Origin of the sequence: Streptomyces sp. NPDC004539, from assembly GCF_040610055.1 — a bacterium.
Classification (GTDB): Bacteria; Actinomycetota; Actinomycetes; order Streptomycetales; family Streptomycetaceae; genus Streptomyces.
In genome coordinates this window covers 185,656-198,561 of sequence record NZ_JBEXLS010000021.1, presented here as the reverse complement: position 1 = coordinate 198,561, position 12,906 = coordinate 185,656, and the positions used below count along the sequence as shown (strand labels likewise).

Sequence of the window (12,906 nt, the reverse complement as noted above, 5' to 3'; positions counted from 1 at the left end):
TGTCCTGGCGGGTGGTGTTGCGGTCGCGCCCCGAGAGTGTCGTTCGCGCCGAGGACGTCCTCGGCGCGATGGACGGTCGCGTGGCTGACCTGGGCCTCGCGGGCGAGATTCTTCTTGGTGAGGGCTCCGTCAGTGTGTCGGTTCGGTCAGCGCGTCGGGCGACGCCGAGGCATGGGGGTCGCTGCGGCGGCCTGCCCAGCCCGGGGCCCGCTGCCGCGCTGCGCGGCGGCAGGTGCGGGGGCTGCCGACAGCCCGGCGATCCGCCGGACCCGCCAGACCATCACCGCGGTAACCGAGTCGGCGCTGTCCAGCTCTCGCCAGGACTTCGCCTCCTCAAGCAACGCGGCCGGATCGTGGCCGGCGGCCTCGGCCTCGGCGAGGGTCGCGGCAAGCGCGTCCCAGCCCTCCCTCTCCCGGGGTACACCCTCGGCCTCAGCTAGCCGGGTGCGGATGATCTCGGCTTGGCGCTCGCGAACCGCCGGGGGCAGCGTCCGGCCACCCTGGGCCATCGCCGCCATCGACCTGGAGGCGACCGTCCTGTACGCCGCCCGCAGCTCGTGGGCGGCGGCCTTGGCGGCTGCGGCCTGCTGGGCGTGGCCGCGCGCTGAGTGCCAGCGGGCGGCAGCGATGGCCAGCAGGACCAAGGCGGACAGCAGCATGCCGCTGGCTCCTCCGTCCTCGCCGCGGTTGGTGGCATAGCCACTGAATAGCATCTGTCGGGCGGCGTAACGCAGGGCGCGGTTGTCGGCGCGCTCGGCGCGGACGTGGCTGCGCGAGGCACGCTCGAATGCCCGCGCAGCCACAAGGAGCTGAGCCCTGGTGTCGGCTGGCGCGCGGATGGCGATCACGTCGATCACCTCGATCGCCCCGGCAAGCTGGGCAGCGACGTGTTCGTCGTCGCCTTCGTCGATCGTGCGGGCGGCGGCGTCGACCGCGTCGGCGGCGGCGCGCCGGGCCTGGGCGGCTCGGGAGCCGGGCACGCGGGCCTGGCCCGTCGCAGTACTGTCGGGCCGTGCGGCGTCGGCGGCATCGCCCAGTCCGGTGCCCAGGCGCTTGCGGATGCGGGGAAGGGAGAGGTCGGGGGCGAGCCGGGAGCCGCCAAAGAAGATCGGTTCACCCTTGGCATTACGGTCGTCGGGGTGGGCTACGGAGTATCCGAGGACGTCACCGGACGGCCCGGTCTTGAGGTTGACCAGGAGGCCAGCGGTCTTGAGCCGGTCGAGGAACTCGTGCTCGTCAGCGGCGCCCGCGAGGGATCGCCGGACGGCGTCGCGCAGCTGGAGCCGGACGGGTTCGCCTCGTCCGAGCCGCTCCGCCTTGTGGCCCTCCGCGCTGGTGGGCCGCTTGGCGGCGGTCCCGTCGCCCTGGTTCAGCTCCTTGAGGCCGAAGTCCTTCTCGATCTGGCGGCATTCGGCCTGGGCCCGCGCCGCGTCGCCGTTCAGGCGGGCTTGGCGCAAGTCGCCGCGCACGATGGTGGCCATGATGTGGATGTGCCGAGGGTCGTGGCGGACCGCGATCCAGCGGCAGCCGTCCGGATCGCCTTCGGTCGCGATGCCAGCTGCGGCGACCACACGGCGGGCGACCTCGGCCCACTCCTCGTCGGTCAGGAGCCGGTCGCCGGGGTCCGCGCTCACGGGACAGTGCCACACGTGCCGCTTCGGCCGGCGCTCGCCGAGCTGGTTGACCCGCAGGTCGAGCGCGGCCTCAAGCTGGGAGAGCGAGGCGTTCGGGTCGCGGCCCGGGTCCGGCGCGAACCCGTCCCAGCTCGCGACGATGTGCGGGTCAACATGTTCGTCGTGCTTGCCGGGACCGAAGAGGTAGGCGAGCAGTCCGTACGTCTTGGATCCACGGCTGATGTCAGGGACCACCTGCCGCCCCGGTAATGAGTTGGGCGGCCGTGCGGTCGACCGTGGCGACGGCGGCGCGGACCGCGCCGAGCGTGGCGTCGAGCGCGGCGGGCCGGACCTGGCCGCCGGCGTTGAAGGCGAACGCGATCTGGTTCAAGTTGTTGCCGACGCGAGCGAGGTGGGCACGGGTGGCAGCAAGGGTGTCGACGGATCGGTCGAGGCGGTCTTGTGGGTCGCGGGCGCTGCTGTGGCCGCGGGCGGCGGCGAGTGTGCTGGTGGCGACGAAGCGGGACACGGTCTGCTCGCGTTGCTCGGCGGCGGCGACGATCTCGTCGCGCTCGGCGGCGTTGAAGCGGGTGACGATGCGGTGGGGGCGCTGCTGGGCGTCGCGGTGGCGGCGGCGCGGGCGGCGCTTGGGCGTCAACTCGTCTTCTGCTGCTGCGAGTTGTGGCGTAGTCGTGGCTTCTCCTTTCCTCGGTTCCCGGAGCGCCCTCGCTCCGGATCCTGGGTGGAGTCGAGCGCCTTCGCTCGGCTCCACCCAGGTCCCTCGCCCCCTGGGCGAGGGCAAGTGCCTGGGGTGGCCCGTAGGGCTGCCCCAGGCGATAGCTTGCTGCGCCGTGGTGCCGGTCCCCGTCCCGGGCAGTGCGGGTCAATTCACCTACACGGCAACCGACTTCAGCGCGCCGAGGGGGCTTCCAGCTGGTAGTCGACGAGCACTTCGACGGCGTACTCGATCGCGTCCGGCGGCGTCTCCAGGACGAACTGCGGGCCGCTGCGGGTCCGGCGGACGATCCAGCTGCCGTCGTTCGCCCCTTCGGCGCTGTGCAGGAGCTTCTTGTCGCTCAGCAGGGCCATCAGTCCGATGGCGAGGTGTTCGTCGGTGTTGCTCTTGGCGGTCAAGTCGGTTCCTCGGGTGGCGTGGCGGCGTATTCGGCGGGTTTCGGGAAGGTCAGCGTCGGGCGGGCGGGGGTTTGCCCTCGATGTCCTTCAGCTCCCGCAGGAGCTGGCCGAGCGCGGTGTTGTTGATCGGCACGTTCTGGGCCCGCAGGCCAGCGCGCAGCGCCTCGCGGGTCAGCCGTCCCTCGGCGGTGGCGGCGACGGTGCGCCCGATCGGCAGCAGCGCCTCCAGCTCGTCCTCGCTCAGCTCCCGCTTCCGGGCTTCGCCGGTCGCTCCCCGCCCAGTACCCGGGACCGGGGACGGAGCGGCGGGGACGGTATTGGGCGTGGTGCTGGCCCTCGGGACGGTCACCGGTCCCGGCCTCGGCTGGTCCCCGGCGGGGACGGTCGGTGTTCCGGGGGTCTCCACGGTCCCGGTGCGGGGACCGGACTCCTTCGCGGGGACCGGGAGCGGTCGGGGCTCGGGACCGGTCCCGGTGCTCGCGGTCCCCGGTGTCGGGACGGCCCTCAGCACGGTCGACTGTGCCGGGACGGTCCCGGGGCCCTGGAGACGAGCGACTGTGGTGTCCGCCGCAGCGGGGACGGCCGGGACCAGGGACGGGGAGATCACCGCGGGGGCCGTGGTGCGGTGGGGCGCGGTCACCGTGGCGGCGGCCTCGCCGCCCGGCCGGGACGCTGCGCTGCTGTTGGGGACCGATCCGCCTCCGTGCCGGGGACCGTGTTCGGCTGGCGGGGCCGCCGCAGCGGGGACCGCTGGGGGCGCGGCGTTTACCACCAGTGGGACGGATTCGGCAGGGACGGAAACGGAGGGGCTGCTCGCCGGTCCCGGCGATGCCGGGGTGCCCGGGACGGTCCCCGGCTTCAGCTCCGGTCCCACCGGTGCGGTCCCAGGGGCGGCCGTTCCGTTCTCGGGGTCGGGGACCGGGTCGGGGACGGCGGCAGCGGCGGAGATCGCGGGAGCGGGGACGGTCCCGTTGGCGGAGGCGGAGACAGACTCGGGGACGGGGACGGTTTGCGGTTGTGCCCCCGAGGCGGAGGCCGGTCCCGGCGGAAGCGCGGCCCGTTCCTCGGGAGCCTTCGTCAGCGACACCGGGGACGGCGAGGGGACAGCGGTCAGCTCGGACTGCTCGTCCGCGGTCACGGAAGCCGCGCTCTCCCGGACGGCGGCTTCGGTCCTCTTGCGGTTCCACCACCGTGTGCGGACGGCGGGCTTGGCCGGGTCCTCCAGGCCGGACGCGTCCCCCCGGCTCCACCGGCTGGTCGTGCTCGGCCCCTGCGTCTCCGGGGTGTCCGCGGGGTCCGTGTCGGAGCCGGAGGTGTGACGGGACATGACGATGTAGAGGTGGGTGGCGCCGCCCAGCACCAACGGGGCGATGGTGCTCAGCACGCCGACGGACCAGTCCGGCAAGTGCAGGCTCTCGCCGGGCGGGGTGAGGTCGTTGAGGCGCACGGCGTGGGTCCAGTTGGCCCAGACGCTCGTAGCCGTGGCGCTGCCGAAGACGCTCCACGTGTAAACGCGGGCCCTCAGCGGCGCTTCCTTCAGCACGACCAGCGCCCTGGTGCCGTAGGCGATGAACCCGTCGATGGCGACGGGGAACAGGTAGGTCAGTTCGGGCCGGACGTGCATGGCGACGGCCATCTGCTGCAAGGCGTCGTAGGACAGGACACCGCCGACGCCGCCCATAGCGCCGATCGTGGCCTTGTCCCACCAGGACATCCCGGGGCGGGATCGCTGGTCGCCGCTCACGCTGCCACCGTCCGGACTGCTGCCATGGAGGCGGCGATGCGCTGCTCGCGCCGTACCGTCAGCGGCTGGGTGGCGATGTTGGAGCGGGCCTCGCGCAGCAGTTCCAGGCCGTACTTGCGGCTGATACCGAGGACGGGCGCCCACGTGCTCACGTCCAGCTCAAGGATCGCAGCGACGGTCACCACGGAGGTGCGCTCCGGCCGGGAGAGGTGGACCGACCGGCCGGCGAGCGCGTCGCGGATGCGCTGCGCCTCCCAGCGGAACACGGAGGCACGGCGGTGGAGGACGAGGCGTTCAGCCTCGGAGAGACCGCCGCGGACGCCCCAGCGGTCGTTCAGGTCCAGAGCCTCTTCCAGGCATTGCTGGCTGACAGGGCAGGCCGCGCACGTCGCCTTGGCGGCTGCAGTCTCCTCGCTCTCGTCGGGCAGGGGGTGGAACCGGTCCGGGTGCGGGGTGCCGGCGCAGGCGGCATCGGTGGTCCAGCCGTGGTCGCGGCGGCGGGCAGCGAGCTGGATCGGGGTGGGCTGGGTAGCGGGCACGGTGCGGTGGTCTCCGAGGTGGGCCTGCTGCGGCAGGCGGCTGGTCGTGGGCGGCCCTGCGGTGGTGGCGAGGTCGGGCCGCTCAGCTGCTGGTGGCGGGCGCGCGGGCTGTTCTGGCCAGGGCGCGGACTTTGCTTTCGATGGCCGGGGCGGCAAGCGGGTTGGCCGGGACGCGGGCGCGGGCTGCTTGTAGCTGCGCGAGGGCTCGCTGGTAACCAGGTGAGCCGTTCTCCCGGTCGCCGACCGGTCCGGGCGGGCGGCGCTCCGGTCCGGTGGTGCTCGGTGCGGGCGCGGTCCTGCCTCTGCGGTCGGCCAGGGCGCGGACGCCGCGCGGCTCGTGGGGCGGGGTCATCGAGTGGCTCCGGTGGTGAGGTGACTGGAAGCGCTGGCGAGGCGCACAACACGCTGGACGAGGTCGGTGCCGTAAAACTGCTCGGCGCTGTCCTGGCCTGCGATGGCGATGGCGGAGGTGACCAGTACGGGCTGGCCTGCGAGGTACTGGCGCCAGGCAAGGGTGCGGACCTCGGCCAGCTCCGCGTCGGTGGGCTCCTGCGGCAGCTCGTCGAGCTGTGGCTTGGGCTTGGAGGCGGCGAAGGCTTCGCGGACCAGGCGGGCGACCGCGTTGCGGCGCGGTGCGGACCACGAGCCGCTCCACTCGGCGTGACGCTCCCGGCTGGCCTGGCGGCTGTCACGCCACCAGGCGACCAGGTTGGCGCGCTTGGCCGGGGTGCCGAACAGCTTCTCCGCGCCGACCAGTCGGGCCGTCAGGAAGCCGCTGGGCCGGTGGATCCGGTCGGATGGGGCGCGCAGGGCGAGCACGGCGATCACCTCGTGGGCCGTCCAGCCCGCGTCGGCGAGATGCCGCACGGCCCAGGCGACCCGCGCGACCGGCGTGCCGGCCAGCCACGGGACCTGCCGCACCAGCTCCAGGCCGAGCTGGTAGCGCCGTCCAACGGCGTTCAGCGCCTTGCGGGTTCTGCCTCTTCTCGTCGGGGAGCTGCTGGACTCCCCGTTTCGAGGCTCGTCCTCAGAGGGAGAAGAGGTAAGTGCTGTAGGAGAGACAGTGCAGGAATCACCCTCCATTGGGGTGCAATCCGAACTCGCAGAAAATGAGGGCTTCTTGGTCCTGCGGGCCTGGCGGAGCACAGTGCGTGCGGCCTTCTTCCCGAGCCGGGCCAGCTGGGTGCGGCCGTGCTCGGAGACGCCGACGACGGCACGGATGAAGGTGTCGGAGGGAGCCGTGCGCAGGCCCAGGGCCTGGTCGAAGGAGGAGGGTATGGTGCGGGCGAACTCGCTTGCGCGGGCTCGCTCGTGGCGCACCCGTGTGCCCTTGACGCGGTAGGCCAGCAGGCCCGCCTTCCGCAGGAGCGCCATGTGGTACTTCACTGTGCGCGTGGAGACCTTGAGCATCCGGGCGAGGAAGTCAACGCCGGGCCGGCAGGGGTTGAGCTGGGCGAGCTGCTGAGCCAGCAGCACGGTGGTCGTGCCGAAGCGCGGGCCGTGGCTGCGGACCGGCGTGCGGGCGCCGAGGTCGTGCGCCCAGTGGACAGCCTGCATCCAGGTGTAGGGGTCGGGGGCGATGCGCGAGCTGGTGGTGGAGATCCACTGCTCGGCGTCGGGAACGGGCAGGCCGGGGGCGCCCGGCGCCCCCTCGGCGGAGGCGCGCGAGGGCAGGAGGGAGCTAGGCATGGAGGTGAAAGGTTTCGCCTGGTGCGCGCGGCACCGGTCGCCAAGGCGGGCGGTGCCGTCAGCGCGGAACGGGTCAGGGCAGGAGAAGGCGCATCAGGGGCGCGGCCACGTCCGACGGCGGGACGGTCGATCCCGGCACGGATGCCTGCGCTCTGCGCGGTGCGGCGGGCTCTACCGCTCGGCGGACGTGGTGAAGGTGAAGGTGAAGGTTCAGGCCGCCAGCGGGAGATCCTGGCCACCGGCAGCGGCCAGGGCGGTCAGTTCCCCGGTGGCCAGGTCGAGGCGGTGGGCACATCCGCGGTCCAGCGGGAAGGCGGTGGCGATCCACCGGGCGATGGCCTGGCGAATCGCCAGCGGCTGCGGGACCGGGCGGCCCTGGGCGTCGTACGCCTCGGCGGTACGCGGCAGGCCGCCCTCAGCGGCACTGTTCAGGACCACCGACGCGGCCCCCGGGGCAAGGCGGGCGAGGATCTCGGCGAAGGCCACGGAGGTGACGGCGACCAGGCGGCCGTCACGGGCCCCGGTTGTACGGATAGAGGAGGACATGCGAGACTCCTGGACTGATGCTCGGCCGCGTTGTGAGATGCGGAGGCCGGGCGTCGGACGTGATCGACGTCCTCGCATGCGGAGGGGTCCGGGAGCGCCAACTTCCGGGCCCTCCACCGAGGGCGGCCGAAGCCGCCGCCTCGCCGGTCGGCCCGGCGCGCAGCGAATGCAGCCCCTGGACGAGCGAGCGCGACATGGCCCCTCACCAGGGATTCTGCACTTTAGTTCCCTTCGGCGAGATCAAAGTACACCAGAGTTCGCCCGAACGGGGTACTAAAGTTCCGATCCTGGCGTGCATCCAGGCACCGGTGGGCACTAAAGTGCGTCCGTGGGACGATCTGGCACGGAGGACACGGCGATGGGCGGACGGATGGACAAGGACAAGGGCCTTGCGCAGATCGCCGCACGCCTCGACCGCCTCTTCGAAGAGCGTCACCCCGACAACCGCGGGCCGTACACCGTTGGCGAAGTCGCCGCCGGCACCGGCATCAGCGACACCCTGCTCCGGGGTATGCGCAGGGGAGACAAGACCAACCCCACGATCGACACACTCGTGAAAATCGCGGCCTACTTCGACGTCCCCCCGACCTACTGGGTTTCGGACGACCCCGACAGGGAGATCGCCGGCCGGGACCTCCAGAGAGCCATGGAGGACGTCGGCGTCCAGTCGATCGCCCTGCGCAGCAAGGGGCTCGACGCCCAGGGTCTGCGTTTCGTCAAAGAGGTGATCGACGTGGCGCGCAGCTCGCAGGGCCTGCCCCCGGTGGAGGAGCCCGGCGAGCCGGGGCCCTGAGTTCATGTCCGCCCTGGCTGCTGCCAAGCGGGCGGCTCCAGACGAGACCCTGCCGTCCGCGACGAGGACGGAGACCGGCTCAGCGAGCTGGAGCTGGTATCTCTCGCAGTGCTGTTCTTGGTCGCCGGGCACGAGACGACACCGCGGCGATCGGCAACAGAGTCCTGGCCCTGCTCCAGCGCCCCGAGCAGCTCGCTCTGCTGCGCGCCGACCCCAGCCATGTCTCTGCGGCGGTCGACGAGCTGCTGCGCTGCGACTCCCCGGTAAGCATCGCGACCTGGCGGTGGGCTCCGACGGCCATCCGGCTCGGTGAGGCGGAAGTGCCAGTGGGCAGCCCGGTCTTCGTCAGCCCCGGGGCCGCCAACTGCGACCCGGACCGGCTCGACCTCGACCGGCCCGACGCCCGGTCGCACCTGGCCTTCGGTCACGGCATCCACCGATGCCTCGGCGCGCCGCAGGCCCAGGCCGAGGTCGAAACCATCCTGCAGCTGCTGCTGGAGCGCTTCCCCGGCCTGCGACTGACGGAACCTGCCGACCAGTTGCCCTGGCGGCACTCTCGGCTGGTCCGCGGGCTGGAGGCGCTGCCCGTACAGCTGTAGCCGTCAGTGGTGAGCCCGTCCGCCTGCCACAGTGGCCGCACCAAGCCGACAGCCGCCCGATCGCGGCCACCCAGGTCCCCCGCTGTCACAGGCTCGCGACGGGCCTCACCGCCGCGAACTCGCCATCGCCGCCCGCACCTTCGCGATGCGGCGCGCGGTCACCTGATCTACGCGATCCTCCGCGCCGTCCGCGCGCCCCACTCCTCGGCAGCCCGCGCACAGCCCCGGCTCGGGCAGCGGGTCGCGGCACTGCTCGCACTCCGCCAGACGCTTCTGCGGTACGACCGACCGCTCAGCGGGCTTCTTCCGCTCCAGCCGCGACCGCAGCACCGCAACTGGAGAGTGCACCACCTCGGGCAACCCGGTCAGCAGCGCCTGCCGCAGCTCGTCCTGCGAGGCTCCCCGCTCCATCCACTCCCGCACCAAGGGCGCGAGCGCCGCCGCCTCCGCCGCGCCCAGCGGCAGCCTCCGTTCCGGGCGAACCGCTCTCAGCAGCGCGTTCACCGCCGCGAGCGACTCCGCGTCCAGGTCCTGCGAGCGCTCCGGAGCCGTACGACGCGGGCGAGGCGTCTGTTCGCAAGCAGGCTCCTCCGGCCCTCCCTCATCATGGGCCGGAGCCGCCGCTGCGAGCGGCTGCTCCTCCTCACGGGGGAGGGAGGGTACTTTGACCAGGTCCTTTGGAAGGACGCCACGATCACCGCACTCCGGCTCACCGGAGCCCGGTGCAGTGGCACCCGGCAGCAGCCCGGTCTGCGGGCAGTCGAAGACGTGCGCCTCCGAGCGCACCTGGCCGCTCGGCAGGCGGACCACCTCCACCCCGTAGTACCCCCACACCCGCAGCTCGTTCAGCGCCGCCGCCAGGGCCTTGCGCCCCTGCGGGCTCGAGTCCGCCATCTGCCGGCACGTCTCGCGCCAGTCGCCCGGACGGGAGAGGAGATCCACCAGCAACCCGCGGGCGGTGTAGCTCATCGCGCGGTTCTGCGCCAGCGCGTTGGGGACGATCACGAAGTTCGACGGATGGGGGCTGCGGTGGATGCGCAGGGAAAACCTCCTCGGCACCGCGGCCGGACCAGTCCCGGCCGCGGGACGACGAACCATAGTCAGGAAGTCCCTGCAAGTGAAGCCCGTGCCGAGCGACCTCGATCACACTCCGATGGTCGTCTGCGCGACCACGACCTCGCTCGCCATGGCACCGCCCCTCTTGATCGGTGTGTCTTTCGACCTTGCCCAGCGGTGCCTCGGGGGGATCTGGGACGTGAGGGCGGGCAACATGTCGGGCGGGGCACCCTGAACTCAGCGCAGTGGCGCGAACGTGAGCACGGCCAGCAGCGCGCCCAGCACGGTCCCGGCGGCGACCTGGGAGGGTGTGTGGTCGCGCAGCTCGATGCGTGACCAGCCGACGAGGGCCACGAGGGCGAAGCCGGCGAGTGCCCAGGGGCCGTACGCCACGGCGATCATGACGACACTGCCCGAGGCGACGGCCTGGTGGACGCTGATCTTCCAGGCGAAGGTGATCGCGGTGAGGGCGAACAGGGTCACCATCATGGTGACCACCATGGCGATCATCTCCTGGGGCGCTCCGCCGGCCAGCATCACGCCGAGGCCGACGGCGACGGACAGGAGGATGAACGGCAGGACGACGAACCGCTGCTTGCGCGAACCGACGTGTCGGTCGCCGTACTTCCCCTTCTGGACCCCGCGTTTGATGAACACCATGGGGATGACGGCGCAGAAGGCGGCGGCGAAGACGCCCCAGGCGATGCCGGACCAGTGGGAGCTGTGCCATCCGATGACGAGGGTGTTGAGGACGATCCAGGTCCGGGGCTCAAGTACGTCGGTGATGCGTTGTGCGGTCGGCGACTTGGAGGCGGGCATGTGGGGGGTCCGTTCGTGGTCGGGTGCGTTCAGACAGTGGTGAGCTGGGTGGGGGTGGGGTGTTTCATCGCGTCGGAGAGTGACACGAGCCAGCGGAGTTCCTCGGCAGGCGCGAGTCCCTTGTTGCCCAGTTCGGGGTGAGGGCCGGGAAGAGAGGGCAGGCCGGCGGCCTTTCGCTCGATCGCAAGGCGCATCCAGGCGGCCTCACGTTGGGCTTGGGCAAGAGGGCTTGCGAGGACATCCGCCTCGGTGACCCATTCCCGGAGCGTGAGCTGGCCGTCGCAGATCTCGATCACGCGCCGGTGCAGCCACAGCTCAGGGCTCAGAACGGGTTCTCGGCGCAGCACGACGTGCGGGGTGGCGCGGGCGACGGCCTTCCAGAGGGGGCGCAGGCGGCGCCAGGCGGTGTACTGGTGGTAGGTCCGTGCGGAGGCCGGTAGGAGGGGAAGCGCCTGGCCCACGACGATCAGGAGGAGCGCGGCGCTGCGCAGGGCGACGGCGATGGCGTTCTGGCCGCCGGTTGAGATCGGCGGGGTGATGTCGGCGAGGCGGAGGTAGACGAGGAGGGTTTTCTGGAGGGCGTAGACCGCTCCGAGGGATGTCCCGATGCCGAGCAGCAGCAGTCCGTTGCGCAGCCAGCGTCCTTCCGTTTCCCGGATCGCGCCGAGGAACAGCCGGGAGGCGACGAACATGGTGACGCCGAGGGAGAGTTCGAAGGTCACGGCGTGAGCGGACGGCCAGAAATGCCCATCGACGTTCTTGAAGGGCATCGAGTCGATTTCCGGCCTGTCCGAGAGGAAAAAAGTGAGTGTCAGGGCCGCGACGGTCAGCGTCCTTCCTGCTATCCGGGCCCTGCCGCTCGGTCTCCGGGCCGGCTGTACGACGGCGATGACGAAGTTCAGGAGGCAGACGGCCGACAGGAATGCGGCGACATGTTCGATGAGCGAGGAGACGCTGTGGATGCGGAACAGAGTGTTCGTGTAATGCGCGACTGCCGGTATCTCGAAGCTCATGGCGAGGGCGATGAGGAGGAGGGTTCCGGCCCAGGCCGTCTGCTTGCGGGTTCGCCCGATTGTCGGGAGGCGCCAGAGGGCCGCGCACCAGAGGAGACCGGCAACGATGGCGTTGCTCATGAGACACCGTCTTCTCGCTGGGGGCCGAGGGCCCTGGCGAGCCGGGTGATGATGCCGGGCCGTCCCGGGGCGAGATCGCCGGGGTGGCTGTGGCGCAGGATGCCGACCATGATCGTGGCCGCGATCTCGGCCTCTTCCTCCTGCTCGGAGTTGTAGGCGGTCCGCCCCAGGGCACGCTGAATCCGGTGGGCGTCGGCCTCGGAGAGCGCGGAGGCGGCGAGGGCTTCGACGGTCCGGTCGCTGCGGTGGTTGAGGAGCAGATGGGCCAGCTCGTGCCGGACGATCTGACTGCGGTGGCGTCGGCTGGCGGCGGCCTCGTGGAAGATGAAGTCGGTGTCCGGCAGTTCGAGCCAGATGCCGCACGGTGCATCGGCGGCCTCGATCGTGGGGAGCGACTCCACTCTCAGGGGGCGACCGCGCTTGAGGGAGATAGCGCGGCACAACTCGTCCACGTCGCTGGGGTTTTCAAGGAATATTCCGCGAAGAGCTTCCTTGCATTCGTGTTGCAGCCGACGCACCTTTCGGGTGCCGGGCCGGTATCGCCGCATTCCTGTTCCCTCGTGCTCACGCCCCCGTGGTTGTTCAGCTTGGTGTGCACGCGAATCACAGGCCGAGATGAATTCCGGGTGCCGAATTTTTATACGGCGTGGTGAATCTTCGATGCAAGTGAAGATCAACTCTCGGCCGGGTAGGGTCCGGAACTTTCTGGCGAATCGTCAGAACGGTCAAGTCCCTCTAGCTCTCGGACTCTAGCGACCACTGCCTCGATCATTTTCAGGGACCCGGGGGAAAGCCCGGCGCTTCTCAGGGCGATGTTTCTCACATCGGCATCGGCGAGGACTGCCGCGAGTTCCGGTTCCGGAGCGTCTCGATCGGGCGGCATCAGGCGTTCTTCCGGGACGCCGAAGAACTGGGCGAGCGCGGAGATCGTGTTGATCGTCGGGTTGGGTCGGTCGCCGCTGCGCAGGGCGGCCACCGCCGCCTCGCTCAGCCCCGAGCCGGCGGCGATCTGGGCGGTCGTGTAGGGCCGGCCGGAGGGGGAACGGACCTCCTCTATGACCGACCGGAGCCCGCGAGCTACCCGGCCGGAACGCTTGTCGGCTGACGTCATGACGGTGTCCTCGGTTGATGGCTTGCGGGTAGAACTCTACGTGAGTGGTTTTCCGTGTCACCGTGGATGACTATTTGACTACTTCAGTAGAAGGTAGCTTGCCATGGATGGAGCGGGGACTGATGGTGTG

At 71.2% G+C, this 12,906-nt stretch carries 15 protein-coding genes; 2 read left to right on the top strand and 13 right to left on the bottom strand.

The annotated features are described in order from the left end of the window. Window positions 1-146 precede the first annotated feature (146 nt). The 8 genes from ABZX85_RS35235 to ABZX85_RS35200 form a co-directional block, all read right to left on the bottom strand. A complete protein-coding gene (locus ABZX85_RS35235) occupies window positions 147-1,868 on the bottom strand; it encodes a mobilization protein (RefSeq protein WP_355877975.1) in 1,722 nt (573 codons plus the stop codon). Beyond that, window positions 1,858-2,271, bottom strand: coding sequence for a plasmid mobilization relaxosome protein MobC (gene mobC / locus ABZX85_RS35230; RefSeq protein ID WP_355877972.1), 414 nt, complete (start codon window positions 2,269-2,271; stop codon window positions 1,858-1,860). The genes ABZX85_RS35235 and mobC overlap by 11 nt, the downstream gene beginning before the upstream one ends. 251 nt (window positions 2,272-2,522) lie before the next feature. Further along, complete coding sequence (locus ABZX85_RS35225) at window positions 2,523-2,747, bottom strand: hypothetical protein (protein WP_355877970.1); 225 nt, start codon at window positions 2,745-2,747, stop codon at window positions 2,523-2,525. Window positions 2,748-2,796: 49 nt separating this feature from the next. Continuing rightward, on the bottom strand, window positions 2,797-4,491 hold the full coding sequence (locus ABZX85_RS35220) for a DUF2637 domain-containing protein (RefSeq protein WP_355877967.1): 1,695 nt from the start codon (window positions 4,489-4,491) through the stop codon (window positions 2,797-2,799). Beyond that, on the bottom strand, window positions 4,488-5,030 hold the full coding sequence (locus ABZX85_RS35215; protein ID WP_355877964.1) for a WhiB family transcriptional regulator: 543 nt from the start codon (window positions 5,028-5,030) through the stop codon (window positions 4,488-4,490). The genes ABZX85_RS35220 and ABZX85_RS35215 overlap by 4 nt, the downstream gene beginning before the upstream one ends. A gap of 82 nt (window positions 5,031-5,112) precedes the next feature. Next, a complete protein-coding gene (locus ABZX85_RS35210) occupies window positions 5,113-5,382 on the bottom strand; it encodes a hypothetical protein (protein WP_355877961.1) in 270 nt (89 codons plus the stop codon). Beyond that, window positions 5,379-6,719: a helix-turn-helix domain-containing protein gene (locus tag ABZX85_RS35205; RefSeq protein WP_355877959.1), complete on the bottom strand. Its 1,341-nt coding sequence runs from the start codon at window positions 6,717-6,719 to the stop codon at window positions 5,379-5,381. Before ABZX85_RS35205 ends, ABZX85_RS35210 begins: the two co-directional genes overlap by 4 nt. A 210-nt stretch (window positions 6,720-6,929) precedes the next feature. Beyond that, window positions 6,930-7,265 carry a hypothetical protein gene (locus ABZX85_RS35200; RefSeq protein WP_355877956.1) on the bottom strand — a complete coding sequence of 112 codons (336 nt, stop codon included), beginning with the start codon at window positions 7,263-7,265 and terminating at the stop codon, window positions 6,930-6,932. A 328-nt stretch (window positions 7,266-7,593) separates the two neighbouring features. On the opposite strand from ABZX85_RS35200, the gene ABZX85_RS35195 reads away from it, so the two are divergent. Both ABZX85_RS35195 and ABZX85_RS35190 read left to right on the top strand, forming a co-directional pair. Beyond that, window positions 7,594-8,058 (top strand): helix-turn-helix transcriptional regulator, encoded by a 465-nt coding sequence (locus tag ABZX85_RS35195; RefSeq protein ID WP_355877953.1) that lies wholly within the window; start codon window positions 7,594-7,596, stop codon window positions 8,056-8,058. Further along, window positions 8,055-8,657 (top strand): cytochrome P450, encoded by a 603-nt coding sequence (locus ABZX85_RS35190; RefSeq protein WP_355878006.1) that lies wholly within the window; start codon window positions 8,055-8,057, stop codon window positions 8,655-8,657. The genes ABZX85_RS35195 and ABZX85_RS35190 overlap by 4 nt, the downstream gene beginning before the upstream one ends. A gap of 105 nt (window positions 8,658-8,762) precedes the next feature. Here the strand turns inward: ABZX85_RS35190 and ABZX85_RS35185 are convergent, their stop codons facing one another. The 5 genes from ABZX85_RS35185 to ABZX85_RS35165 all read right to left on the bottom strand — a co-directional run bounded on the left by ABZX85_RS35185 (window position 8,763) and on the right by ABZX85_RS35165 (window position 12,776). After that, window positions 8,763-9,755: a hypothetical protein gene (locus ABZX85_RS35185; protein ID WP_355877950.1), complete on the bottom strand. Its 993-nt coding sequence runs from the start codon at window positions 9,753-9,755 to the stop codon at window positions 8,763-8,765. A gap of 195 nt (window positions 9,756-9,950) precedes the next feature. Then, window positions 9,951-10,532, bottom strand: coding sequence for a hypothetical protein (locus ABZX85_RS35180; RefSeq protein ID WP_355877947.1), 582 nt, complete (start codon window positions 10,530-10,532; stop codon window positions 9,951-9,953). 29 nt (window positions 10,533-10,561) lie between these two features. After that, window positions 10,562-11,665 (bottom strand): MAB_1171c family putative transporter, encoded by a 1,104-nt coding sequence (locus tag ABZX85_RS35175; protein WP_355877944.1) that lies wholly within the window; start codon window positions 11,663-11,665, stop codon window positions 10,562-10,564. Then, window positions 11,662-12,066 (bottom strand): hypothetical protein, encoded by a 405-nt coding sequence (locus tag ABZX85_RS35170; RefSeq protein WP_355877941.1) that lies wholly within the window; start codon window positions 12,064-12,066, stop codon window positions 11,662-11,664. The genes ABZX85_RS35175 and ABZX85_RS35170 overlap by 4 nt, the downstream gene beginning before the upstream one ends. A gap of 272 nt (window positions 12,067-12,338) precedes the next feature. After that, entirely contained in the window at window positions 12,339-12,776 is a 438-nt protein-coding gene (locus ABZX85_RS35165; protein ID WP_355877938.1) for a helix-turn-helix domain-containing protein, read from the bottom strand. Window positions 12,777-12,906: the final 130 nt, after the last annotated feature.

Coding starts and splice junctions, on each gene's coding strand:
- ABZX85_RS35180 (WP_355877947.1), bottom strand. CDS start 10,532: ATGCCCGCCTCCAAGTCGCCGACCGCACAACGCATCACCGACGTACTT.
- ABZX85_RS35205 (WP_355877959.1), bottom strand. CDS start 6,719: ATGCCTAGCTCCCTCCTGCCCTCGCGCGCCTCCGCCGAGGGGGCGCCG.
- ABZX85_RS35200 (WP_355877956.1), bottom strand. CDS start 7,265: ATGTCCTCCTCTATCCGTACAACCGGGGCCCGTGACGGCCGCCTGGTC.
- ABZX85_RS35210 (WP_355877961.1), bottom strand. CDS start 5,382: ATGACCCCGCCCCACGAGCCGCGCGGCGTCCGCGCCCTGGCCGACCGC.
- ABZX85_RS35175 (WP_355877944.1), bottom strand. CDS start 11,665: ATGAGCAACGCCATCGTTGCCGGTCTCCTCTGGTGCGCGGCCCTCTGG.
- ABZX85_RS35185 (WP_355877950.1), bottom strand. CDS start 9,755: ATGGTTCGTCGTCCCGCGGCCGGGACTGGTCCGGCCGCGGTGCCGAGG.
- ABZX85_RS35165 (WP_355877938.1), bottom strand. CDS start 12,776: ATGACGTCAGCCGACAAGCGTTCCGGCCGGGTAGCTCGCGGGCTCCGG.